The organism is Nocardia terrae, assembly GCF_009760405.1.
GTDB classification, from domain to species: Bacteria; Actinomycetota; Actinomycetes; order Mycobacteriales; family Mycobacteriaceae; genus Nocardia; species Nocardia terrae.
Map to the genome: position 1 here is coordinate 626,570 of NZ_WRPP01000005.1, position 23,654 is coordinate 650,223.

Below are 23,654 nucleotides of genomic sequence, written 5' to 3' on the forward strand. Positions count from 1 at the left end.
ACGATGGAGGAAAGGATCCTCGGGTGTCTGTCGATCTCATTCGCGTCCGGGCCATGCTGGCCCACGCCAAGTCAGAGGCCGCCCGTGCTCGCGTAGTCAGTGAGGCCGCTCGCAGCCATGTCGAGGAGGTACTGACACGGCTGACTTTCGCGCGGGAAGCCACGTCCGAAGCGCTGGCCCGCCTCGATCGATATTTCGTGCACTGTTCCCGCGACACACCGGTTGGTTACGAAGGGACTTTGGTGTATCGCGAGGGGACCAATCACCTCTGGTCGCGATGGGAACGGTCGAGCGATGATGGCGGCATTCCCGCCACGCGGTGTGGCGAAAGTGCGACTCGCCGGGAGGTGGCCATGCTGACGGCGGAGATGACCGAGGCGATCGATACCTCGTCCTGGTTCCACACCCGGAACAAGCCGTACCTGTTGCTGGACACCGACTTCCGCATCCGCGCGGTCAATCGCGCGTACGAGCAGGTGACCGCCCAGCCGAAACTGGTCGGTGAGCGTATATTCGACGCCTTCCCTGACAACCCCGCCGATGCCACCGCCGACGGCGTGGCGAACCTGTCGTGGTCGCTGGAATCGGTATTCAGCCGCGGTACCTCGGACTGGATGGGCATTCAGCGTTACGACGTGCCGAACCCGCACGAGCGCGGCGCGTTCCGCTACAAGGTCTGGGCACCGGTGAACACCGCGATCCGATTCGATGGGGCCACCGTGGCGGTCCTGCACCACGTCCAGGACATCACCGATGTGCTCGCCTTCACCGATACCCGCTCCGCCGCGGACGTTCTCACCGAACTGCGGGCCGCCGCGACCGACCTCGGTCAGGAATTCCCCGACCTGAGCAGGCAGACAGTGCTGGGGGTGCTGGCCGACTCCGAGCGCGTGGTGCTGGAAACCCTCGGGCATCCTGATCGCGGCCACGCCCGCATGCTGGCCCGGCTGCGGCTGGAAGCCCAGGCCGGGCGTCTCGCTAGGGGGGAAAACATCATCGCGTAATCGGCAACATGGCGCGTTCGGTCGGCCCCGGATCGGCTCGGCCCGTGGATCTTCGCCCTGCCCGCGCTCGCCGGTTCGGTGAGCGCGACGCGCGGCATGAGGGTGTGTTGCCGCTGAGGGCCGCACGAGTTGATCATGGGCCTAAACGTGCGCTGAGGCACCGGAATTGGCGGTAAACTGCCGCCTGACAGCGAATTGTGCACGAATAGGCCCACTGCACCGAACTTCGGCAATAGCGCGCATGTCAGTCGACTACGGCCAGCTGAGTGGGTGGCCGGCCGTGCCGGAGGCTGCGGTTACCCGGGATCGCCCGGGTGTGATCACGGGTTGGAAGTTGACGCCGTCAATTTGAGGGATCGCAATGCGCCACCCTCGGCATTCTCCCAGGTCACGATAAGGCCGGTGTGGCCCAGTACTTCACCACCATCAACTCCCCCTTCACCCCAGCCAAGTTGGCGACCGCTCGCCCCGGGGACACCGACCCCGCCTGGATTCCCTTCCGGGCGGGGTCTTTTCGCCTGCGCCGGGATTCCCCTCAGAGCGCCGCCTGCACCGCCGCGAGCAGATCGTTGGCGGGTTGGGTGAGCATGCCGAGCGCACTGGGTGCCAGCGGAGGCATCGTGGCGATCGCAGAGCGCAGTGAGGTGACCGCCGCATCAGCGTCGGGACTGATCGCGGTGGCGGCCTCGGCCATCTCCGCAGCGGGCTCGAGCGCGGGTGGATCGGCTTGGGGCGCTGGGGCATTGACGAGGGAGGGGTCGGTATCGGGCAGCGACACGTCGCCGCCGGTGCTCAAGGCTCCACCGGCGGCTCCACCGATGACGGCTCCGCCGACGAGGCCGATCACATCCACGGGGATCGCCACCGCCAAACCGCCGAGCAGACAGCCCGCCACGCCACCGACTGCCGCGCCGACCGGCGCCCCCGCGCCCACGGTCGGAAGACCACCGATGACGCCACCGGCGACCGCACCGACCACCGCGCCCACTCCGCATCCGACGATTTCGAGCGGAAAGACGGCGACCTTGCCCACAGCGGCCCCGATGACCGCTCCGCCGACGGTCGCGGCGATGCGGCGGTCGGCTTCTCCGCGCGGAATGCCGGCACCATCAAGGGCGGTGGTGATCTGCTGTTGTACCCCGTCCGCATAGACCTGTGCCTGGTCGCGCAACAGCGGGTCGATGCCTTCCGGCAACGGGACCGTAGCGGTTCCCAATCGCAGCGAATGCGGATCCGGATCCGCTATCGCGCCAGGGGTTTCCGTCGGCGAGAGTCGATCCGCGGCGGGTTGACCGAACTCGGCGGGTTGCGCTCCCGCCGTCCCGGATCCGAACGCGAAGATCACCGGCACCGCGGCCAACACCGCATAACCACGTAAGTCGGACATCGGCACGTCCCCCGATCCGGCGATCCACCGTCGAGCCTCTCGGCAACGGACCCGCGATGGCCCCGCCGATCTTACTCCGAGCCCGCCCCGAACCGCCTCCCCAACGGACGCCGGCTGAGTCCTCGCCCACCCCGAAACCACCAAACCGACCTGACCGGCCGCTTCCCCGACGCCAGCAGGCTGATCCGCGCCTCGCCGAGAACCAACCAATACCGTTGCAGCGGTATTGTTTCAGTCAATCCGCCAGGGCATGTTCGACCACTCCATGCCGTCGGGGAACTTCAACTCCCAGGCGTCGAACCGGTGAAGTTGAACACCTCCCGCCTCGTTTCACCCTCAAACGTGAAGCTCAAATCCGCCGTGGTCTGGTCCATCTCGGCAGCCAGCAGCCCTTGGCCGACAAGCTCGTCACGCAGAACGGCCAACGCGTCGATCGGCGCGGGCAACCCGCACCGGAGGCCATGGTCGAAGATGCTGCGCACCGGGCTGTCCTTCTTCCCGACGATTCGTCGCTGATCCGCCGCGAGGTCTTGGGCCGCAGCCGATCTCCTGCGAAGAACAGCATCACCGCGGCGCAACAGGCGACGAGCAACTCTTGAGCCATTCCGACTCCGTTCCGGTCTACGTCGATGGAACCCGGTACCCGCGACTCAACGGCGGGCGTGCACCTCCAGCGCGGCGCGGACCGCGCTTTCCAGCGCACCCGCTATCCAGGCCGGTTTGAGGGTGGTGTGATCGCCCGCGAAATGCACACGGCCCTCGACGGTGCGAGTAGCGCGATGCAGTTCGGTCAGCTGGTTCGGCATGGGGATGGCCGCTTCGCCGAGCGCATAGTGGGCTTGCATCCAGCTCTGTGAGAGTCCGACGCCGGTGAATTCGCGCAGCACGGTGTCGGTGCCCAAGACGTCCGCCATGCCGCGCAGCGCGTGGTCGAGGCGTTCGTCCTGGGTCAGCGAGTCCCAGCGCATGGCGTCGTCGGACCAGGTGTAGCTGGCCAGCACCACGCCGCCCGGCGGCTGCTCGGCCGAGTCGGGCGCGTCGACATGGGAGGGGAAGTAGGTGAATCGGTTGGGGTTGTCGGTGACGCATCCGCCGCCGCGGAAGCCCCGCTCGCCCTGCTCCCAGAATCGGGTCTTGAACTCCAGCAGCACTTTTGTCGCCGCGTCCTGGTGTGTCGCGGTGACCGCGCGCCGTTTCGCGTACGACAGGGGCGGGTCGAAGTCGCAGAATCGGATGGCGCTGAGGGGAATAGCGACCACCGCGTAGTCAGTGTCGATGGTCTGGGTGGAGTCGGGGACCGCGTTGGGCACGTCGTCCTGGTCGTACTCGCCGACGGTGGTGATCCGGACTCCCGTGTCGGTCTGTTCCAGCCGGGTCATCTGCCGGCCCATCTGGATCGCCGGCCCCAACGCCGTGGTCAGTGCGTCGGTCAGCGTGGCGGTGCCGCCCTCGAGTTCCCAGTAGGTCGCGTCGGGCCGGATCAGGGCGTGGTCGACGAGCATCGGGATGACGCCGTAGTGCAGCCGGGAGGTCAGGTTCTCCAGGGTGCCGACGGCCTGGATCTGCGGCAGTTCCCAGCCCTGGCGGTGCAGGAACTCGAGCGTCGACAGCGGTTCGTACTCGCTGAACATCGCTGTCCAGCCGGTGATCTGCTTGTCGATCGGCTGATCGGCGGGCACGGCGAACTTGCCGACCGCCGCGTCCAGGGCCGCCCGGGTCGTGGTGGTGAACGACGCGCCGCCGAAGCCCTTGTTGATCCGGGCCGGATCGGCGGCGTACTCACCGCGGGTCACCCGGTCCCCGTTGACGCGGATCAGGGTGCGCCCCGCCGCCGACGGGAGCCGGTATGCCGGCCCGCCGGTGTTATTGGTCCACGTCTCGCCGGTGAACGACTTGTACGAAACCGGCGGCGCGACAACGGGAGACGGTGTGTCGGGCAGCACGTAGGCGTTGTAGAACGGCCTGCGCTTGACTCCGAGCTTGTCGCACAGCGCCAGCACCAGCGGATGACTGTCCGACAATCGCATGGCCCCGGCCTCGGCGTACAACCGCTTGTCGGCGAACCGCTCCCGGAATGTCTTGACCCGCCCGCCGGTGCGATTGCTGTTGGCCTCCAACACGGTCACCTCGTGCCCGGCGTTCTTCAACAGCCAGGCGGTCGCCATCCCCGCTGGGCCGGCACCGACCACGACGATCCGCTTCGGGCCGGTGGTCTTCGGCAGCCCCTGATCGATGAGGATCCTCAGGTAGTCCAGGGTCAGATCGGAGTTGTTGTCACCGATCTGCAGCATCTCGCGCGCCAATTCCTCACAGGCGTCCCGCGCGCCACCGGTACTCGACACCGGCAACGCGTATGCGCTCGGGCCGCGAAGGCCACCAACAGCGGCCGAGGCCGCGAGCACACCGGCAGCCGAGAGGAACCCACGCCGCCCGATAGTCCTATCCGACATACCGCTGCGAGTCCTTCCAGTCCGAATACCAGCTAGACGAGAATGAGGCAGGCGCGCAGCAGATTTATAGCAAATATTTCGCAAACGACCTCGATGCCGCCACCGCAACTCGGGACAGCAGATATGGCAGTCGGTTCGGGAGGAAGTCAGCGGCCGGTCGAGCCGTCGGCCAGTTCACGGAGGATGTCCGCGTGGCCCGCGTGGCGGCCGGTCTCCTCGATCAGGTGTGTGAGCGCCCAGCGCAGACTGGGCGCGGACCGGCCCGGCACCGGTGCGCCGAGATCGGTGCAGCCGTCGAGTATTTCGTCGGCCCGCGCGACGGCCTCGCGATAGCCGGCGACGACGGCCGCGACGGTGTCGGCCTGGGTGACCCGGAATGTCTTCTGCCAGTCGGTGACCCGCTCACCGAGGAACGTCGCGCGCTCGACGAAGGTGAGATGGCGCAGCAGGCCGAGCAGGGTCGTACCCGAGGGCACCGCGGCGGTGCGCACCCAGGGTTCGGGGGCGTCCTCGACCTTCGCCGCGATCGAGGCGCGCAAATAGGCGAGGAAGCCGCGCAGCACCTCGGCCTCGGTGTTTCCGGTCCGGGGCGGTGGGGTGTCATTGCGGCGCTCGGTGGTCGGCACGGTGGTCTCCTTCGGGCCGGGACGTCGGGCACGGCCCAGTCTCGGTCGATGCGCCACGATCCGGCACGCGATCTTGCGGTTCCGGCAAGATGGGCGGATGGACCCCGAAACCGATGGCGTACTCGACGCGGTGGGCCCGCGCCTGCGCGCGCTACGGCGCGAGCGCGGCATCACCCTCGCCGACCTCGCGTCGACGACCGGTGTCTCCGAGAGCACGCTGTCGCGGCTGGAGAGCGGGCAGCGCCGGGCGACTCTCGAATTGCTGCTGCCGCTCGCCCGGACCTACGACGTGCCGCTGGACGATCTCGTCGGCGCGCCCCGCACCGGTGATCCCCGCATCCACCTGAAACCGATCGAGCGAGCCGGGATGATCTTCGTGCCGCTGTCCCGGCGCCCGGGCGGGGTGCACGCGTTCAAGATGATCATTCCCGCGCGCCCGGCGCCGCTGGAGCCGACGCCGCAGGCGCACAACGGCTTCGAGTGGCTGTATGTGCTCAACGGCCGCCTCCGACTGGTGGTCGGCGCGCGCGACCTGACCTTGCCGCCCGGCGAGGCCGCGGAATTCGACACCTCCGTACCGCACTGGCTGGGCAGCGCCGACGGCGACGCGGTCGAGCTGCTCATCCTGTTCGGCCTGCAGGGCCTGCGCTCACACGTGTACGCCGATACGCATCGGTGAGTACGTCGGCGGGTCAGCGGGTGAGGAGGTAGCCGTCGTGGGGCCGGTGGTCGCGGGAGCGGCGTAGGTCGGTGACCGCGAAGGTGCGTCGCAGCCAGCGGTCCGCGCCGTCGTAGCGGGGGTGGAAGGCGGTGCGGCCGTGGACGGTCACGCGGCGGAAGGTCAGCAGGACCGATCCGGCATTGCCGGAGAAGGTTTCCTTGCCGCGCACCGGGACGACGTCCTGGACCAGGGCGCCGGATTTCTCGGCGAGGTAGGCGATGGGGTCACCGAGCACGCACGCGACCATGGCCGGCACCGCCGCCGCGACCGTGGCCTCGCGCTGCACCGAATCCGGCATCGGCGAGCTCCGGATCACGGGGTACGGGCGTTCCACCGAGGTAGCCATGCGAGAAAGCGCATCTGTCGACACCGCCGCTCGCAGGAGCTTCGGCTGCTCCGTCGCCGATGAAATTCACTGCCCCATAAGCTAACTCGCACTCGGAACCCGAAGCACCCGACCCGACAGCGACCGATCGTTCCGCCCGGCAGATCGGGAAGGTCACGATCGGAACCGCCGAGTGAACGTGACAGACTCTCGGCCATGAGCGAGAGCGTGACGGCAGCCCCAACCATCTCCTGCGGGTCCCGCCGACGGCTCCACAGCGATTCTCACGAGCGCGCCGGGCGGCTCGCCGCCGCGCTGGCCGGGGCCGGGATCCGCGCCGGGGACCGCGTTGCCGTCATGGCCCGCAATGACATCGAGTTCCTCGAGACGTCGCTGGCCGCGGCGACGTGCGGAGCCAATCCGGTTCCGATCAATACCCGCTGGCTGGCGGACGAGGTCGCACATCTGCTCGCCGATGCCGGGGTGCGGCTCGCGATCGCACACACCGAATTCGTGCCGGTCATCGAAAAGGCCGCGGCGGCAGTCGGTCTCGAACTCCCCATTCTCGAGATCGCCATGCCCGGCGAACTCGTGCGCGGCGCACGGCTCGATCCGGCACTCGGCAGCCCGACGGGGCGGCATCCACTGTTCGAGGACTGGATCGACGCCTACCCGGATCCACTCGGACATGTCGAGGGCGCGATCGCCGACTCCATGGGACTCATCTACACCTCGGGTACCACCGGGCGTCCCAAAGGCGTTCTCCGGCAAAAGATGAACCCGCAGCAGCTGCTGTCGATCGCGGGGGCGACGGCGCAACGCATGGGGCTGCGCCCGGGTGGGCGGATGCTCGTCGCGGGACCGCTCTATCACACCAGCCCGAATGCCGTCGCCGTCCTCGCCCTGCGCATGGGTACCAGCATCACGATCATGCCGCGCTGGGATGCCGAGCAGTTCCTCCGTCTCGTCGACACCCACCGCATCGAGCACGCCAAGATCGTCCCCACCATGCTGTCCCGGCTGCTCTCCTTGCCGCCGGAAACAAGAGCCCGCTACGACATGTCCAGCCTGACCCACCTCATCCACTCCGCCGCGCCGTGCCCGCCCGCCGTCAAACAGGCCGCACTCGAGTGGTTCGGCGATGCGCTGTGGGAGTTCTACGGGTGCAGCGAGGCCGGGGCCATCACCTGGCTCAGCGCCGAGGAAGCACGGGCGAAACCCGGCAGTGTCGGCCGCCCGAGCGATGGGTCCGCGGTCGAGATCACCGACGACGCCGGTACCGCGCTGCCGCCGGGACAGGTGGGCCGCGTCTTCATCAAGGGGGCCGACTACTGGCCCGACTTCACCTACCTGAACCGTCCCGCGGACCGATCCGCCGCGACGCCCGGCATGATCGCCGTGGGCGATCTCGGCTACCTCGATGCCGACGGCTACCTCTACCTCACCGGCCGCAGCAGCGAAGTCGTCATCTCCGGCGGGGTCAACATCTACCCCGCCGAAATCGAAACGGCCATCGCCGAACTCCCCGCCGTCGAGGACGTCGCCGTGTTCGGCATCCCCGACACCGGCGGAGACCTCGGCGAACGCGTTGCCGCCCACGTGATCCCACGTCCGGGAGCCGCTCTCACCGAGACCGATATCCGCACCGCGCTCAGCGCACGACTGGCGAACTACAAGGTCCCCACCCTGATCCGGATCGTCGAAGAACTCCCCCGCGACGACTCCGGCAAGATCTACAAACGCAGTCTCCGCGACCAGTACGGCCCGCGGCGAGCATGAGGCTCGCCGGGCCGATGACCGGCTAGTTCGCGCCGCGGGCGGTGAAATCGAAGGAGCCGCCGTCGATGCCCCAGGAGATGATGCGGTCGGGGCGGATTCGGATGATGGCGCGTTCCTGGGAGGGGAACGGCGGCTCTTCGTTCTCGAGCGCTTCGGCCGTGCCGCGCACCTCGATGCCGCGAATCACGTACGGGTCCAGGGAAACCTGCTGGTCGATGACGAAGGACACCCGGCTGCCCGCTTCGACGTTGCGGTACTTGCGGCTGCCGCGCATCCGCTGGCCGCCGATATCGATGGTGCCGTCGGCGTTCACCCGGTAGCCGGTCGGGTTGTTCTGCACCACGCCGTCCGACGACACCGTGGCCAGCCGGCCGATTCCGGCCTCCGCGAGGAACTTCTGCTCATTGCTGGTGAAGGTCATGTCGTTCACTCCTCAGTTCTCATTTCTAGCGCCGCTAGAAGCTAGAGCAACGGTAACACCACGCCGACCGGTTGTCTAGCGCTGCTAGTTTTCAACTCGACGCCGGAGGGCGGTCATATCGCGTCCATCGATGTGTCGTCGGGACAATCTAACGTTCCGCGCCATGCGAACTCGACTATCCGTCATCGGAATATTCTGTAGCGCAATCGTTCTGGCGACATCCGGGACCTCGTCCGCCGCGGTTCCCGTCGGATCCGGCCCCCAGAGCGTCTATACCGTGCAGGACCAGCCCGCTCCCGGCAGCTGCGCCTATCGCTTCGCCGCCGGGGGCGACTACTTGCCCGATCCGAACTGCACGCCCGGGGCCACCAACCCCGATGTCTCCCAGGCGACTCTGGATTCGACGATCTGCAGGTCCGGCTACGCGGGCACGATTCGGCCGCCCGCGTCGGTGACTCGCCGCGAGAAGCAAGCCAACGCACGGTCCTACGGCTACACCGACTCCCTCGCCACGGCCGAATACGATCACCTGATCTCCCTCGAACTGGGTGGTGATCCCAACGACCCGCGCAATCTCTGGGTCGAGCCGGGCTCCTCCCCCAATGCCAAGGACTCGGTGGAGAACCAGCTGAAGTCGATGGTCTGCAGCCGCCAGGTGGCACTGGCCGATGCCCAGGAGGCGATCGCGACGGACTGGACCACGGCACTGGATCGAGTCGGCACCTCTCCGGCAGCCCATCCGCCCGCCTGAGCCCGCCCGACACTCCGGGGCGTGCGATGGACACGCTGAGCGGAGGCGAGTGGGCTGGTAAAGGTAGGTATGTTCCGGATCTGGAATCACCGTTCAGCTGTTGGGAATTCCTGGACGAGGACCATGCCGGTCCTCCTCGCCTCGGCGCTGGCCGTCGTCAGCGGTCTGGCGAACCTACCGCACGCACGCGCCGAGGGATCGTTTCTCGATCCGATCGTGGTCGGCCAGAAGGCCTTCGAGCCGGGCATGCATGTCGCGCCCGACGGCACGCTCTACATCGAGGGACCGACCGGGATTCTTTCCGGTGGGATCTCCTCCCCCAGCAGCCTTTTCCGCTCCCGCGACGACGGCGCGACCTGGGTGGCGACCGCCCCGGGTCTGCGCGGGGTGATGCCGGGCGGAGGCGATGCCACCCTCGCCATCGCGCCGAACGGCGATCTGGCCTTCGCGGATCTGTGGGCCGGGAGCTCGACGGTGGCCAGGTCCTCGGATCAGGGCGATTCGTGGATTCCCCTGCCCGCCGCGGGGCTGCCGATCCAGGATCGGCCGTGGCTGGCGAACACCGGCGCCGCCGTGTACCTCGCCTACCATCAGCTGCCCAGCGGGATCGGGGTGTCGAAGTCGTTCGGCGACGGGCTGTTCTACCCGCTGACCACCGTCGCCGCGACGATCCTCGACCAGGAGGGGTGTCTGACCTGCGCGTCGGGCACGATCATCGCCGCGCCCGGCGCCACGACGTTCACCGACCGCGTCGGGGTCGTCCTCACCACCGAGAACGGCGGAGTCAAGTTCAGCCGCTCCCTCGACGGCGGGCTCACCTGGTCGGTGAAATCCATTGCACCCTCGGGCAATGCCAATACCACGCTGGTGTTCCCGACGGTCGCCGACGGCGGGGGCGGCAACCTCGCCGCCGCGTGGCTGGATGTCACCGATACCCGCAGTGTCGTGCGCCTGGCCACCTCCGCCGACTGGGGTGAGACCTGGTCCGCGCCGCGAACTCTCACGACCGCGGGCACGTCGGTCTACCCGTGGGTGTCCGCGAAGGGTGCGAAGATCGCCGTCTCGCTGTATTGGAACGGTGGTGAAACCACCGCCGACTCCACCGCCCCCGACACCCCGTGGTACGAGACCTATACGGAGAGCGATGATTTCGGCCTTTCCTTCACTCCCCTCGCCACCGTCGATCCCGCACCGGTGAAGATCGGCCCGATCTGCACCAGCGGATCCACCTGCGGCGGTGACCGGGAGCTCGGCGACTTCCAGTCGGTCGCCATCGACAATCAGGGCCGATCGGACCTGGCCTACAACCGGTTGACGGCCGACGGCACCGTGGAAGTCCGTTTCACTCGCCAGTACTGACCGACCGGTCTGGACACACCCAACGGGGTTGCGGCGTAAGCGGATCTCGATGTGCTGAAATGCGGCGGTGTCCGATACCGCTACGTCGTATCTTCGGCCCGTGCTCTTCGAGCTCGTGGGCGCCCACCTGCAGGGTGACGCGGCGGGGGTGAGCGCGGTCGCGGGGCAGATCGAGCGGTTCGGGCGACTACGAGAGGTGCTGACCGAGGCCAACTTCTACGGCGAATACCTCGCGGGCTGCCACGATCGGTCCGGGGACCCGGTGTCGGCGGAGTTCATCGGCGCGGGGATCCGGGCGCGGTTGGCGTCGGTGCTGCCGCCGGACGAGGAGCTGGCCGCCCTGGACGCGCTCGAACACTGGACCGTCCACGGAAGCGGCCGCGCCGCTGAGGCATTTGGCAACGAGGCGCTGCTGTTGCAGGTGATGGCGGCGGGCATCGCCGAGCTGGGCACCCGCGTCTTCGGCGGCGACTTCACCTCCGACCAGCTCGTATCGATACCGCGCGGATGAGCCGCCGGCCGCGAGCAGGTGTCTGCGCCACGCCCGACATTGTCCGGAGGTCGAAGCCAGCGGGTCGCCACGCCCTGTTCCCGGTGGTCGAGGGGCTAAAATGGTGCGACGACGCCGAAGTCGCCATCTTCAAGTCCGTGGCCACTTTCGGTGGGCAGACTCCATCGTGATGAGGGATACGAGATGGCGCTTGTCTCCAAGGTCGTTCGCACCGAGTACGAACGGCGTTGTCAAACCGATTGGGACGAGAAGACGGACGACCCGATCAATCTGCTACTCGGTCGCAATGACGGTCTCTACCACCACCATTTCGCGGTCGGCGATTACGACCGGTCGGTACTCGACAGGCCGCCGGACCGCAGAGAGATGGCGATCCTCGACGAGTTGCACCGTATGGAAACGGCGCAGGTCGGATTGATCCTGGACGCGCTGACGCCACTACCGCCGCGGGCCCGCGTCATGGACGGCGGATCCGGCCGGGGCGGAACCAGTTTCATGATCCGGCAGCGCCTCGGAGCCGAGGTGGTCGGTATCAACTTCTGCCGCCATCACATCGAGTTCGCCGAGCGGCTGGCGAGCGAACGCGGGTGGGACGATCTGGTGAGCTTCCGATTCGCGAACATGGCCGATACCGGGTTGCCGGACAACTGTTTCGACGCCATCGTCACCAATGAGACCACCATGTACGTGGATCTGGACGAGACGTTCAGCGAGTTCGCCCGGCTGCTGCGGCCCGGGGGCCGCTACGTCTGTGTGACGTGGTGCGGCAACGATATCGCCGGCGCCGACCGCTCCGATATCGACGCGATCGACGCCCATTACGTCTGCCACATTCACGACCGCTCGCACTATTTCGCCATGCTGGCCGCGCACGGGCTGGTCCCGTCGCTCGTCCACGACTACACGCGCGAGGCGATTCCCTACTGGGAGCTGCGATCCCAGGCGACGCACGCGACCGGGGTCGAGCCGTACTACCTGCGCGCCCATCGCGCCAACCGGCTGAACTACCTGGTGATCCGGGCCGAGGCGCGCAAAGACCGGTGATCCGGTCCGCTCGCGCGAAAACCGAGGCACGACATGACGAATCCTGCCGGGAGGCCACCGGTCGCACCCTCGGCCGCCGAATTGCTCGCCGGGGCGCGCGCGGCGGTCGTGCCGGTCATGCGGGAGGCCGTCGACGCCCTGCCGGAACCGATGCGGCGCATGGCCGGATACCACCTGGGGTGGTGGAACACCGAGGGCGGCCCGGAAACGGGCGCGGCCGGAAAGATGTTGCGCCCCGCGCTGGTGCTGGCCGCCGCGGCCGCGTGCGGCGACGCGACACACGCCGCCGCGCCCGGTGCGGCGGTGGAGCTGATCCACAACTTCACGCTGCTGCACGACGATGTGATCGACGGTGATCGATTACGGCGCGGCCGCGAGACCGTCTGGAGCCGGTGGGGTGTTCCGGCCGCGATCACGCTCGGGGACGCCATGCACGCCTGCGCGGTGGCGCAACTGGTTTCGCGGCTTCCGGCGCAGCTGGCGATCGGCGCGGCGGTGCGGGTGGAGGCGACGGTGATCGACATCTCGGTCGGGCAGCATCAGGATTGCGACTTCGAGCGCCGCACCGGTGTGGATGTCGCCGAGTACGCGGCGATGGCGGTCGCCAAGACCGGTTCGCTGTTCGGAACCTCGTGCGCGCTGGGCGCATTGGCCGCGCGCGCCGATCCCACGACCGTGGCGGCGATGGACACCTTCGGCCGGGAACTGGGCATCGCCTGTCAGCTCGCCGACGACCTGCTCGGCATCTGGGGCGATCCCGCGATCACGGGCAAGCCGGTCGGCAATGACCTCGCCCGCCGCAAGCAGTCGATGCCGGTGGTCGCGGCGATGAGCTCGAAGACCGCTGCGGGACAGGAGCTGTCGGCCCTGTATCGCCGCGGGAGACCGCTCACCGCCGCCGATGTCGAACGCGCCACCCGCCTGATCGAGGCCACCGGCGCACGAACCGAGGTGCTGCGCATCGCCGACGATCGCGTCTCGGCCGCACTCGCCGCCCTGCCCGATCGTGCGGCGGCCGGTGATCTGCTGGTGCTGGTGGACGCGATCGTGCACCGTGACCGGTAGCCCGCCCTCAGGCGCGCGCCGCCGGAAGCCGATGCACGAATTGCCGTTCCCGGTAAGGGAAATCGATCTTTTGACGAGAACGTGTTGCACTTCTACTCTGCAACGGTCACTTCCGGGGAGAAGGAGTACCGCGTGGCCACGCATACCGAAGTCCGCCGCTATCCGTTCGGCGATCCGGTTCGGCTGGATCCGTATCCGCAGCTGGCGCAGCTGCAACGCGAGGAGCCGATTTCGCGGGTGCGATTGCCCTTCGGCGGCGAGGCGTGGCTGGTCACCCGCTATGCCGATGTGCGGTCGGTGCTCAGTGATCCGCGGTTCAGCCGGGGCGCGACCGTGGGCCGGGAGGATGTGCCGCGCGTCCGCGAGACTCCGGCGCTGCCGAACGTGCTGACCAGTATGGATCCGCCGGAGTTGACCCGGGTCCGCAAGCTGACGATGACCGCCTTCACCGCGCGCCGCGTGCAGGAGTTGCGGCCGCGGGCCGAGGAGATCGTCGAAGAGCTGGTGACGGCCATGGCCGAATCCGGTTCATCCGCCGATCTGGTGACGGCCCTGGCGCTTCCGGTCCCCGTGACCGTGATCTGCGAAATGCTCGGGGTGCCCGCGCGGGATCAGCATCGCTTCCGGGATTTCTCCGACGCGGTCATGTCCACCACCGCGGTCAGCGACGAGGAGCGGATGGCCGCCTACGGCGCGATCATCGGTTATCTCACCGAGCAGGTCGCGGCCCGGCGCGCCGAGCCGACCGACGATCTGCTGGGCGCGCTGGTGGCGGCCCGCGACAACGAGGACCGGCTGACCGAGGACGAACTGGTCACCCTCGGCCTGACCCTGCTGGTCGCCGGGCACGAGACCACGGCCAACCAGATCTCCAATTTCACCTACGCCCTGCTCACCAATCCCGGTGCGTGGGAACGCCTGCGCGAGGATCCGGAACAGGTCCCGGCGGCCATCGAGGAACTGCTGCGCTACATCCAGCTCGGCAACGGCGGCGCGTTCCCGCGCATCGCGACCGAGGACGTCGAACTCTCCGGCACCCTCATCCGTGCGGGCGAGGCCGTCTTCGTCGACCTCCAGGCCGCCAACCGCGACGAATCGGCCTTCCCCGACCCGCACACCCTGGACCTGGACCGGCATCACAACTCGCACTTGGCCTTCGGTCACGGCTTCCACCACTGCATCGGCGCCCAACTCGCCCGCCTCGAACTCCAGGTCGCCCTCACCGCCCTGCTCCGCCGCTTCCCGACCCTGCGCCTGGCGGTCCCCGCCGAGCAGATCGAATGGAAGACCGGCATGCTGCTGCGCGGCCCGAAGAGCCTGCCGGTGGCATGGTAGATCGGTGACCGATGCCCGACGTGTCGTATTCGTGGTCTTCGACGGCGTGACGATGCTCGACGCCGCGGGACCCGCCGAGGTGTTCGCGGAGGCCGGGAAGTTCGGGGCCGACTACGCGCTCGAGTACGTATCGCCTTCCGGTGCGCCGGTTCTCACCTCGGTGGGTATCCGGCTGCCGGTGGACGGCGCGGCGGCCGACGTGCGCGAGCCGGACACCGTCATCGTCACCGGTGGCGATGTCCTGGTCGGCGCGCCGGTGCCGGGGGCGGGCAATCCCAGTTCTCCGCGCCCCTGGATATCCGGCCGCCGCGCGCACCGATCATCCGGACCGTCGTCGACCTGATCTCGGCGCAGCTCGCGCTCGACCACAGCACCCGATCGCTGGCGGCCCGCGTCGATATGAGCCCGCGCCGTCTCGTGCGCTTGTTCACCGACGAACTGCACACCACGCCAACAAAATTCGTCGAACAGGTGCGGCTCGATCACGCGAAGGCGCTGCTCGACGCGGGGCACGGCGTCGCCAAGGCGGCGCGCCGGGCCGGGTTCGGCAGCTCGGAGACCATGCGCCGCACCTTCGTCGCCCGCTTCGGCGTCTCGCCGAGCCAGTATCGAGCCCGGTTCGGCACCACCGCGTCCACATCTGTGGGGCAGTCGTCGGTTTACGCGGTATGACCGCAGCGCTCGCCGCACAACGGTGGAGTCATGTCCGAAACCATCGCCGGAATCACTATCCCCGAGACAGCCCTCGTCCGCGACGCCACCGACTTCGTCCGACAGGCGGCCGACGGCACGCTCTTCCATCACTCGCGGCGCGTATTCCTCTGGGGTGCTTTGAAAGCCGCGGCGCGCGGCCTGGAGGTCGACCTGGAGCTGGCCTATGTGGGAGCGCTCTTCCACAACCTCGGCCTGACCGCGTCCCATGCCACAGTGGACCGCCGCTTCGAACTGGACGGGGCCGAAGCCGCCCGCACCTTCCTCCGCGAGCACGGCCGTCCCCGAGAGCCAGGCCCGCGATGTGTGGCTCGCCATCGCCCTACACAGCGCGCCGAAGTCGTTGCCGCCCAACCGCGTCCCGACTTCAAGAACCGCATCCTGCACGCCTTCCACCAGGGTATGGTCGACCGCCCCGACACCACCTTCGGCACCATGGACGACGATGTCCTGGCCCACTTCGACCCAGCCTTCGTCCGCAGAGATTTCGTCGAAATCATCCGCTCCAGCGCCTGGCCGGAATAGCCCGCTCGGTCACCGGGTCGTGCGCCGGGTGCGACGACCCTTCGCGGTTACGAGCAGCAGTCGCTGCCGCAACAGGCACGATCGGCTTCCGGCCGGGTGGCCTTGATGATCGCGGAGTGCATGCCGTCGGCGACGGAATGGGTTGGGGTGATGTCGATCTCGACGAATCCGGCCGCTTCCAGATGGTTGCGGTATTCGGCGAACGACAGCGCTCCCGCGATGCAGCCGACGTAGTCGCCGCGCTCTGCGCGCTCGGCGACGGTCAGAGTGTCGTCGGCGACGACATCGGCGATTCCGATGCGGCCGCCCGGCGCCAGCACCCGCGCCATTTCCGCGAACACCGCCGGCTTGTCGGTGGACAGGTTGATCACGCAGTTGGAGATGACGACGTCGATGCTGTTGTCGGGCAGCGGGATCGCCTCGATGCCGCCTTTGATGAACTCGACATTGGTGACGGCGGCCTTGGCCGCGTTCTCGCGGGCGAGGGTCAGCATTTCGTCGGTCATGTCCAGGCCGTAGGCCTTGCCCGTAGGGCCGACTCGGCGGGCGGAGAGCAGGACGTCGATGCCGCCGCCCGAACCGAGGTCGAGGACGGTTTCCCCTTCGCGCAGGTCGGCGACGGCGGTCGGGTTGCCGCAGCCGAGGGAGGCCGCGACGGCCTGGATCGGGAGTTGGTCGCGGTCTCCGGTGCCGTAGAGGCTCGCGCCGAAGTTCTCGTCGAGGTCGATCGCCCCGGTGGCACAGCAGTCGGTGCCGCCGCAGCAGTCCTCGGCGGTTCCGCCGGAAGCCACCGCGACGGCGGCCGCCGCGTACCGTTCGCGCACGGTCTCACGCAGTTCGTTGGTCTGATCCGACATGGAATCCACTTCCTCTCGAGCACCGGAGGCAGAGGCTTACAGCCCGCCGACCGGGTTGTATCGATAACTGTCGATGCACAGTGTGGCGCGTTGATTCGATATCTGTCAATATTGACCGGTGTCGAAACAGGAACTACCGGTGATCGCCTCCACCACCGGATGCTGCGCTACCACGGTGACCTCAGCGCTGGAACCCGAGGCGGCGGCCGCGCTGGCGGCCACGTTCAAGGCGCTGGGCGACCCGGTCCGGCTGCGGTTGCTCTCGCTGATCGCCGCCGCCGGAGGGGAAGAGGTGTGCGTGTGTGAACTCACGCCCGCCTTCGATCTGTCCCAGCCGACCATCTCCCACCATCTCAAGGTGCTGCGCGAGGCCGGACTGCTCACCTCCGAGCGGCGTGGCACGTGGGTGTACTACCGGGTCGTTCCCGAAGCACTGCAACGGCTTTCCGACGTGCTGACCCCCACGGGCCTGACCGCCGCGGCCACCGCGTGAACGCCGCGACCACACAGCTGGCGCGGCGGCTGACGGCCGAGGCGGTCGGGACCGCCCTCCTGGTCGCGGTCGTCGTCGGCTCCGGTATCGCCGCTCAGCGGCTCTCCCCCGACGACATCGGCATCCAGTTGCTGGAGAACTCCACCGCGACCGTGTTCGGCCTCGCCACACTCATCCTGCTTTTCGGGCCGGTGTCCGGCGCGCACTTCAATCCGGCTGTCTCCCTGGCCGATTGGCTCGCCGGACGCCGCACCGGCACGGGATTGTCCGGCGTCGAAGCGGCCGCCTACAGCGCGGCGCAGACGTTCGGGGCGATCGCCGGAGCGGTCCTGGCCAACGTCATGTTCGATCAGGCCGCCGCTCAGATCTCGACACACCACCGCGTCGACAGCGGACACCTCATCGGCGAAATCGTCGCCACCGCAGGGCTTATCGCCCTCATCTTCACCTTGGCCCGCACCGGCCGGGCCGCCCTCGCCCCACTGGCGGTCGCCGCCTGGATCGGGGCCGCGTACTGGTTCACCAGCTCCACCAGCTTCGCCAATCCCGCGGTCACCGTCGGCCGCATCTTCACCGACAGCTTCGCCGGGATCGCACCGGCTTCCGCGCCCGGATTCATTGCCGCACAGCTCCTCGGAGCACTGCTCGGGCTGGGGCTCGTCGCCATCTGCTACCCCACCGCACCCGCGGCCGCCGACGAGGTGGTCGTCCCGCATCCCGGCACCGCCGACTGAAAGGCCGACGCCCACAATGCCTTCCCCCAAGCCCAGCGTGTTGTTCGTCTGCGTCCACAATGCCGGGCGCTCTCAAATGGCTCAGGGCTTTCTCGCGGCTCTCGCCGGGGACCGGATCGAAGTCCGTTCCGCCGGGACCGCGCCCGCCGACACCATCAACGCGGCGGCGGTGGCGGCGATGGCCGAGCTCGGCATCGACATCACGGCTCAGACGCCCAAGATCCTCACCCCCGACAGCGTGGAGAGCTCCACGGTCGTCATCACCATGGGGTGCGGCGACACCTGCCCCTACTTCCCCGGCGTCGACTACCGGGACTGGAAACTGGACGATCCGGCGGGCAAGGACGTCGCCGCCGTGCGACCTATTCGCGATGAAATCCGCACGCGGGTAACACAACTCATCGCCGAACTACTGCCCGTCGATCACCCGTAGGTCCAGCTCACGCTTCGCGAATACCGCTGATGGTCAACTGTTTCCGGTGATGGTCGTAATGCCGCCCCGGATATCGGTACAGGTCCGCGAAAGTCATGTAGTTCCGGAAGTACGGATCCCAGCGCGACGGGTAGGCCATGCCCCGAGCGAGTTCCGCGTCGGACTTCCTCTCGAGCGAGCGTTGCAGGGAGGCGACGACCCGGTCCATCTTCCGGCCCATCCGACGTCGGTTGTACACGCGCGCAGCCGCTCTCGAACCGTAGAAGTTGATCACGTCGAACGGTCGGGTCGCCGCATTGAGCGCCCTCGCGTGCGCGGTGCCGATCCCCGCCGGCAACCGGCCGAACAGCCACATGAGCGGCAGCAGCCGCTGCACGATCATGTACCCGAACACCATATGGAACAGCAGCTCCTCGTTGGTCCAGCGCGTGCCGTTCGTCGGCGCACCCCACTCCTCCGCGCCGGTGGCGGCCAGCAGATGGTGAAAATCCGCCCGCGCCCGCTCCAGATCGGCCGCCAGCTCTTCCCGCTCGCCGTTGACCCCTGACATCGCCGCACCTCGATTCCAGTATCGATCGCGTCCTGCGAGAGTGACTTCACTCTCTCCGGCTGTTGATCGGATTCTCTGCGGGCCAATCGAATTCTAGGATCAACACTGCGGTCCCAAGGGAGGAACCCATGACGGAATCAGCGATTACCGTGGAGTCGGCCAGTCGGCCACTTGTCATAATTGGCTGCGCACCGAGTTATCCATCGCCGGAACCGAAATCGGAGACGGCGATCCCATCAAATGGCTGCACCAGAGAGGATGACATGACCTTCAAGACCGTCTACCACACCGCTACCAGCCTGGACGGCTTCCTGGCCAACCCCGACCACAACCTGGATTGGCTGCTGTCTCGGCAGGTCGACTGAGACGGCCCACTGGGGCTGAACCGGTTCGCGGCCGGTGCGGGCGCGCCTCTGCTCCCCCGCCGTCTCGAACATGCCATCGGGTACCTGGACCGAATCCGGGCCGGGACCCGGCGCTGCCACCAAGTGTCCAAGTAGCCGAGTTCGGTGCGATGGGTTTATTCGTGCACAATTCGGTTCCGGAAGGCGGATTTCCACCAATTCCGGTGCCTCAGTGTACGTTCAGGCCCATTGTCGACTTGCGAATGCTTCGCCTTGCCGGTGATCGGACGATTCCTTACGTGGACCGAAGCTAAGGTGAACGCATGGAACGGGGTGTGCGGCAACGGCACTCTTCGTCGTTCGGCACAGCGGCGGCGGCCTACGCGGAGCATCGGCCCGATTACGCGCCGACCGCGGCACGCTGGGTGTTGGGATCTGCGCCTGGCCCGCGAGTGCTGGACCTCGGCGCCGGCACGGGCAAACTCACCGGCACGCTACTCGGGTTGGGCGTCGATGTCGTCGCCGTCGAGCCGGACCCCGCGATGCTGGCCGAGCTGCGCCGCGCGCTACCAGCGGTTCGAAGTTTCTCGGGGAGCGCCGAGTCGATACCGTTGCCGGACGCCTCTGTCGATGCGGTGGTCGCCGGAAACGCTATGCACTGGTTCGACATGGCTGTCGCCGGACCGGAGATCGCCAGGGTCCTCGCATCAGGCGGGGTTCTGGCAGGTTTGTGGAATGTGATGGATGACCGGATCGGCTGGGTTGCCGCGCTCGAACGGGTCAGCGGGAGAGCGGCTATCGGTCCGCGGGATACGCTCAGCAGTTGGCGGACCGCAACAGTTGGGATGCACTTGCCTGGCTCGAGTGCCGTTGCTCGGTTCGGTTCGCCCGAACAGAGGGAGTTCGCCCACTCGCAGCGTCGCACCGCCGACACCCTTGTCGCGACAATTGCCACACGCGCAGGCATATTGGTCATGCCCGAGCGGGAACGAGAGGCCACGCTCAGCCGTATCCGCGAATTTCTTTCGAGCAGGCCGGAAACCTCCCGCGGCGAATTCTCACTCCCAATGCTGACCGGCGTGCTGCGCACCCGTCGGCTGTAACCGCCGTCGCCGTCCGACCAATGGCTCGCGCCGGCTCGCTCTCGGCCAGCGCCCACGGGTGGCGTGTGATTTCAGAGGTTCTGCGTGGGCTCCCAGATATATGCCTCGGGCGCCGGCTCGACGTACTGCAACAGGCCGTGATCGAAGTGCGCCCAATAGATTCGATCAGCCCCCGAGTCGGGGTCGAGTTCCCGGACAGCAGCGAGATACCCGACCCCGCCGAATCCATCGACAGCGGTGGTCGGCCCGAGAGTCCCGTCATGGAACTCGCCGACAGTGCAGGACCAGGGAGTCAGATCGGCGACCGATGCCCGAACCTGTGGGGCGTCGTGTCTGCGAACAAGACTCTTGAACGGACGTAGGTGATTCGAGAATTCCATGAACTCGAGCTGCAGGCCGGGCCAGAACGGCAGGTCCCATCCCGCATATCGGGTCTCGTGATCGCCATTGCGGACGACTCGGCTCGAATCCGGTGCACCCCAGGCTGTTACGTATTCGGCTATCGAGCAGAACCGGTTGATGGCGTGACCGTAGAACCATCGATTCTCGGAAATCGCGGTGTCGCTACGCGTCGCGCCGATTCGATCGAGCAGCTCGGCGGCTTGCGCCGGTGCGCTTGTACACATCGGGTGCAGCATGGCGAGTTGGTAGTCGTACAGCGTCGTTACAGGCATGCCGGTCATCGTCCCTCCAAGGATGGTATTGGAATCAGTCGTCGGTCAACTGCTGACGAAACTCCTTGCGCCAATGGGGGTTCTGGCGCAGTCCTACGACCAAGCCCAGGGCTTCCCTGGCCGGGAGGTTGAGCGCGTCGGCCAGGGCGCGGGCGGCCATGGCGCGGTCCTGCCAGAGGGACCGGTCTTTCCAGTCGGCGAATATCACCAGGGACTCGGCCTGCACTCGGCGGAGGCGCAGGTCGAGAGCGGAATCGTCGGTGACGCCGGGGTGGTCCTGCTCGCTCAGCAGGGACAGTGCGGCGGTGACCTCGGCATAGGTGTCGAGTCCGGTCTCGGCCGCCAGTGAGGACATCTGTGCGGCGATGACGCGACGTAGGCGCTCGGGCGTCGCGGCGTCGACCAGGGAGGCGAACCGGTCGGGCACGGGGGTCTTGAAGTTGTCCTCCGGGTAGCCGAAGTTGTTGTCCGGCAATAGGGGAAGGATCCGCGCGCTGTCGAGTTCCCCGTCCAGGCCGGGCGGTGGCAGGGGGATGCCGCAGCGGCGAACGACCGCGTCACATACCGCCGGCAACTGTTCCCGACGCTGCTCGGGTGTGGGTTCCGGAACGGGCGTCGGCAGGCCGGGGAAGACCTCGAACGGGTCGCGCGGGCCATGGGGAACGTGCGGTCGGGTGTCGTACCTCGTCACCAGTTCGCCGTCATCGAAAAGGGACACAGAGGTTGTGCCATTGGCCCAATAGCTCAGGGACACCGCGCGGGTGCCACCGGACACACGGCGCAGCACCTCGTCGCGTGTGCCCTCGAGCAGATGGAGACCTTCCTCGATGCCGAATGCCCAACCGCCGTGGGTTCCCACGCGGACCACCGGCAGCAGCACGCGAGGCTGCTGCCGCTGATCCGGACTTGCCGCTTCCTCCCTCCACCGTGGCCGCCGGGTCTCGGGCAACGCGCCGAACCGGCGCAGGAGTTCGGTCTCGTCCAAGTCCTGCGCGAAGGTCAGGCAGAAATTCTCGTAACCGCTGGGCCAGGTCTCGTTCAGTGCGGCGTGCGGACTTGTCCGGCCTCGCGTGGCGATGACCGGGTCGGCGAGCCCGAGATCGAACAGGGACCGAGGCTCGCCCAGCCGTTCGGGAACGTACTCCCACAGCAGCATTCCGTCGTCGACGACAGGCATGTAGGACAGCCCCACCGTAATGACCGTTCCGCCCTCCAAGGAGTCGGCGACCTGTTCCAGGAGGGCCGCGAGGCTTTCCCAGTGCCCGAAGCGCACGCCCTCGGACTCCTCGTATTGGCCTACCGCGCCGAACGACGCACCCCGGCGGCAGTCCACGACGAGTGCGTCCGGGCTGGAAGTCCGGGCGAAGGTGACGAAATCCTGGTGCCAGTAGCCCTCGAATGGCAGGTTCTCGCCGTGCCGGCCCCACAGGTCGTGGTGCATCCGACCCGAGGAGAGGATCTCGGCGAGGGTGTAGGGCTGATAGCCGGGCAAGCTGAACCCGCCTTCCTCGGGAGAGACGACGCCCCGCTCTCCGGGCGAAACTCCGTCGTGGTGGCGCAGATACGCGACCAGATCCGCAGGGAACTCCACCCCCAATTCGGTAGCCGCGGCGTTGATGGCCTCCTGCGAGGCGGGTGGGCGCAGAGACGAGAAGGTACGCGGCGCATGCGCGGCGAGCCATGAGTCGATCCGTCGCCAGGACTCTTCGATGGGGCTAACGTGCATCGCCCGATCATCACATCCACCTCTGACACCATTGCCCGCTCGGTAATGCGGGCATGGCACGCTCGGAATATGAACGACGCGATCGCATTCGAGCGCGAGCGGACTGGTTCAGTTGGGGGTGAGGGGGACGTCCCAGAAGGCGAGTTCGTGGTGCATGCCGGTCAGGAATAGGTTCTCCGCGTTGTTGTTTGCTGCTTCGTCGAGCATCTGGGCGCAGCGGGCGGTCAGGGCGGCGAAGGCGGGGTCGGCGTAGGTGGAGATCCAGCGTTGGTAGCGCGGGTCGGGGGGTGGGGTCGAGGCGAGGTGGGCGCCGAGGGTGGAGTAGCCCCACATGCAGGGGTAGAGCGCGGCTAGGCCGTCGGCGTAGTTGGCGGCCGAATCCAGGAGGAAGGCGGTGTAGTTGGTGCAGGGTTCGCCCTTGGTGGCGGTGTCGAGGTGGGCGCCGAATTCCGCGGCGAGGCTGCGGTGGAGCGCGATTTCGTCGTGGAAGGTGGCGTGGGCGAGGTCGACCAGGTCGCCGAGGTGGGCGGCGGGGGCCTGCCAGGCCAGGCGGGAGAAGACGCGGACGAAGTCGAGCAGGAACAGGTAGTCCTGTTCGAGCCAGGAGCGGAATATCGGCTCGGGGAGGTCGCCTTTCGCGATACCCATCACGGTCGGGTGCGCGAGTTGCTCCTCGATCAAGGGACGGCCGAGCCGCTCCAGATGTGCTGCGAGACTCATGGGAGA

General features: G+C 67.7%; 26 protein-coding genes and 1 pseudogene. 16 read left to right on the plus strand and 11 right to left on the minus strand.

Features of this window, described 5'->3' with window-relative positions; translation table 11 throughout:
• Positions 1 to 23: 23 nt before the first annotated feature.
• The gene (locus GPX89_RS27010) at positions 24 to 1,004 is read left to right on the plus strand and encodes a nitrogen regulation protein NR(II) (RefSeq protein WP_157390436.1); all 981 of its coding nucleotides are present in this window, start codon (positions 24 to 26) and stop codon (positions 1,002 to 1,004) included.
• Between the two features lie 535 nt (positions 1,005 to 1,539).
• On the opposite strand, the gene GPX89_RS27015 is transcribed toward GPX89_RS27010, so the two are convergent.
• The 4 genes from GPX89_RS27015 to GPX89_RS44850 all read right to left on the minus strand — a co-directional run bounded on the left by GPX89_RS27015 (position 1,540) and on the right by GPX89_RS44850 (position 5,467).
• Positions 1,540 to 2,391: a hypothetical protein gene (locus GPX89_RS27015; protein WP_157390437.1), complete on the minus strand. Its 852-nt coding sequence runs from the start codon at positions 2,389 to 2,391 to the stop codon at positions 1,540 to 1,542.
• 281 nt (positions 2,392 to 2,672) lie between these two features.
• Positions 2,673 to 2,873: a hypothetical protein gene (locus GPX89_RS27020; protein WP_157390438.1), complete on the minus strand. Its 201-nt coding sequence runs from the start codon at positions 2,871 to 2,873 to the stop codon at positions 2,673 to 2,675.
• Between the two features lie 168 nt (positions 2,874 to 3,041).
• Complete coding sequence (locus GPX89_RS27025) at positions 3,042 to 4,733, minus strand: flavin monoamine oxidase family protein (RefSeq protein WP_328602347.1); 1,692 nt, start codon at positions 4,731 to 4,733, stop codon at positions 3,042 to 3,044.
• 254 nt (positions 4,734 to 4,987) lie between these two features.
• Entirely contained in the window at positions 4,988 to 5,467 is a 480-nt protein-coding gene (locus GPX89_RS44850) for a DinB family protein (protein ID WP_328602348.1), read from the minus strand.
• A gap of 97 nt (positions 5,468 to 5,564) precedes the next feature.
• Between GPX89_RS44850 and GPX89_RS27035 the strand changes: the two genes are divergently transcribed.
• A complete protein-coding gene (locus tag GPX89_RS27035; RefSeq protein WP_157390441.1) occupies positions 5,565 to 6,146 on the plus strand; it encodes a helix-turn-helix domain-containing protein in 582 nt (193 codons plus the stop codon).
• Positions 6,147 to 6,159: 13 nt separating this feature from the next.
• Here GPX89_RS27035 and GPX89_RS27040 read toward each other — a convergent pair whose 3' ends face one another.
• Positions 6,160 to 6,534 carry a hypothetical protein gene (locus GPX89_RS27040; RefSeq protein ID WP_198347609.1) on the minus strand — a complete coding sequence of 125 codons (375 nt, stop codon included), beginning with the start codon at positions 6,532 to 6,534 and terminating at the stop codon, positions 6,160 to 6,162.
• Positions 6,535 to 6,729: 195 nt separating this feature from the next.
• Between GPX89_RS27040 and GPX89_RS27045 the strand changes: the two genes are divergently transcribed.
• Positions 6,730 to 8,292, plus strand: a complete 1,563-nt coding sequence (locus GPX89_RS27045; RefSeq protein ID WP_157390442.1) for an AMP-binding protein — start codon at positions 6,730 to 6,732, stop codon at positions 8,290 to 8,292.
• 22 nt (positions 8,293 to 8,314) lie between these two features.
• On the opposite strand, the gene GPX89_RS27050 is transcribed toward GPX89_RS27045, so the two are convergent.
• Positions 8,315 to 8,713, minus strand: coding sequence for a PPOX class F420-dependent oxidoreductase (locus GPX89_RS27050; protein ID WP_157390443.1), 399 nt, complete (start codon positions 8,711 to 8,713; stop codon positions 8,315 to 8,317).
• 277 nt (positions 8,714 to 8,990) lie between these two features.
• On the opposite strand from GPX89_RS27050, the gene GPX89_RS27055 reads away from it, so the two are divergent.
• The 9 genes and pseudogenes from GPX89_RS27055 (at position 8,991) to GPX89_RS27090 (ending at position 16,014) form a co-directional block, all read left to right on the plus strand.
• Positions 8,991 to 9,464, plus strand: coding sequence for a hypothetical protein (locus tag GPX89_RS27055; RefSeq protein ID WP_198347610.1), 474 nt, complete (start codon positions 8,991 to 8,993; stop codon positions 9,462 to 9,464).
• A gap of 123 nt (positions 9,465 to 9,587) precedes the next feature.
• Positions 9,588 to 10,823: a sialidase family protein gene (locus tag GPX89_RS27060; RefSeq protein WP_157390445.1), complete on the plus strand. Its 1,236-nt coding sequence runs from the start codon at positions 9,588 to 9,590 to the stop codon at positions 10,821 to 10,823.
• Positions 10,824 to 10,923: 100 nt separating this feature from the next.
• Positions 10,924 to 11,334, plus strand: coding sequence for a hypothetical protein (locus GPX89_RS27065; RefSeq protein ID WP_157390446.1), 411 nt, complete (start codon positions 10,924 to 10,926; stop codon positions 11,332 to 11,334).
• Positions 11,335 to 11,517: 183 nt separating this feature from the next.
• Entirely contained in the window at positions 11,518 to 12,378 is an 861-nt protein-coding gene (locus tag GPX89_RS27070) for an SAM-dependent methyltransferase (protein WP_157390447.1), read from the plus strand.
• 33 nt (positions 12,379 to 12,411) lie between these two features.
• A complete protein-coding gene (locus GPX89_RS27075) occupies positions 12,412 to 13,443 on the plus strand; it encodes a polyprenyl synthetase family protein (RefSeq protein WP_157390448.1) in 1,032 nt (343 codons plus the stop codon).
• Between the two features lie 132 nt (positions 13,444 to 13,575).
• Positions 13,576 to 14,778: a cytochrome P450 gene (locus GPX89_RS27080; RefSeq protein ID WP_328602349.1), complete on the plus strand. Its 1,203-nt coding sequence runs from the start codon at positions 13,576 to 13,578 to the stop codon at positions 14,776 to 14,778.
• A 4-nt stretch (positions 14,779 to 14,782) separates the two neighbouring features.
• Positions 14,783 to 15,121 carry a DJ-1/PfpI family protein gene (locus GPX89_RS45980; protein WP_328602350.1) on the plus strand — a complete coding sequence of 113 codons (339 nt, stop codon included), beginning with the start codon at positions 14,783 to 14,785 and terminating at the stop codon, positions 15,119 to 15,121.
• Between the two features lie 74 nt (positions 15,122 to 15,195).
• Positions 15,196 to 15,450 (plus strand): helix-turn-helix domain-containing protein, encoded by a 255-nt coding sequence (locus GPX89_RS45985; RefSeq protein WP_328602351.1) that lies wholly within the window; start codon positions 15,196 to 15,198, stop codon positions 15,448 to 15,450.
• A gap of 30 nt (positions 15,451 to 15,480) precedes the next feature.
• Positions 15,481 to 16,014 (plus strand): annotated as a pseudogene (locus GPX89_RS27090) (HD domain-containing protein).
• A gap of 47 nt (positions 16,015 to 16,061) precedes the next feature.
• On the opposite strand, the gene arsM reads toward GPX89_RS27090, so the two are convergent.
• Entirely contained in the window at positions 16,062 to 16,871 is an 810-nt protein-coding gene (gene arsM, locus GPX89_RS27095; protein ID WP_157390451.1) for an arsenite methyltransferase, read from the minus strand.
• A 118-nt stretch (positions 16,872 to 16,989) separates the two neighbouring features.
• On the opposite strand from arsM, the gene GPX89_RS27100 reads away from it, so the two are divergent.
• The 3 genes from GPX89_RS27100 to GPX89_RS27110 are packed head-to-tail and all read left to right on the plus strand — an operon-like array spanning position 16,990 to position 18,531.
• Positions 16,990 to 17,364, plus strand: a complete 375-nt coding sequence (locus GPX89_RS27100; protein ID WP_407939487.1) for an ArsR/SmtB family transcription factor — start codon at positions 16,990 to 16,992, stop codon at positions 17,362 to 17,364.
• On the plus strand, positions 17,361 to 18,098 hold the full coding sequence (locus tag GPX89_RS27105; RefSeq protein ID WP_328602352.1) for an MIP/aquaporin family protein: 738 nt from the start codon (positions 17,361 to 17,363) through the stop codon (positions 18,096 to 18,098). Before GPX89_RS27100 ends, GPX89_RS27105 begins: the two co-directional genes overlap by 4 nt.
• Positions 18,099 to 18,114: 16 nt before the next feature.
• Positions 18,115 to 18,531 carry an arsenate reductase ArsC gene (locus GPX89_RS27110; RefSeq protein WP_157390452.1) on the plus strand — a complete coding sequence of 139 codons (417 nt, stop codon included), beginning with the start codon at positions 18,115 to 18,117 and terminating at the stop codon, positions 18,529 to 18,531.
• A gap of 7 nt (positions 18,532 to 18,538) precedes the next feature.
• Here GPX89_RS27110 and GPX89_RS27115 read toward each other — a convergent pair whose 3' ends face one another.
• Positions 18,539 to 19,081, minus strand: coding sequence for a DinB family protein (locus GPX89_RS27115; protein WP_157390453.1), 543 nt, complete (start codon positions 19,079 to 19,081; stop codon positions 18,539 to 18,541).
• A gap of 667 nt (positions 19,082 to 19,748) precedes the next feature.
• Between GPX89_RS27115 and GPX89_RS27120 the strand changes: the two genes are divergently transcribed.
• Entirely contained in the window at positions 19,749 to 20,528 is a 780-nt protein-coding gene (locus GPX89_RS27120; protein ID WP_157390454.1) for a class I SAM-dependent methyltransferase, read from the plus strand.
• A 71-nt stretch (positions 20,529 to 20,599) separates the two neighbouring features.
• On the opposite strand, the gene GPX89_RS27125 is transcribed toward GPX89_RS27120, so the two are convergent.
• From GPX89_RS27125 to GPX89_RS27135, 3 genes are all read right to left on the minus strand, one after another.
• The gene (locus tag GPX89_RS27125; protein ID WP_157390455.1) at positions 20,600 to 21,202 is read right to left on the minus strand and encodes a hypothetical protein; all 603 of its coding nucleotides are present in this window, start codon (positions 21,200 to 21,202) and stop codon (positions 20,600 to 20,602) included.
• Between the two features lie 34 nt (positions 21,203 to 21,236).
• Positions 21,237 to 22,928, minus strand: coding sequence for an SMI1/KNR4 family protein (locus GPX89_RS27130; RefSeq protein ID WP_157390456.1), 1,692 nt, complete (start codon positions 22,926 to 22,928; stop codon positions 21,237 to 21,239).
• A 108-nt stretch (positions 22,929 to 23,036) separates the two neighbouring features.
• The gene (locus tag GPX89_RS27135) at positions 23,037 to 23,648 is read right to left on the minus strand and encodes a TenA family protein (RefSeq protein WP_157390457.1); all 612 of its coding nucleotides are present in this window, start codon (positions 23,646 to 23,648) and stop codon (positions 23,037 to 23,039) included.
• Positions 23,649 to 23,654 lie beyond the last annotated feature (6 nt).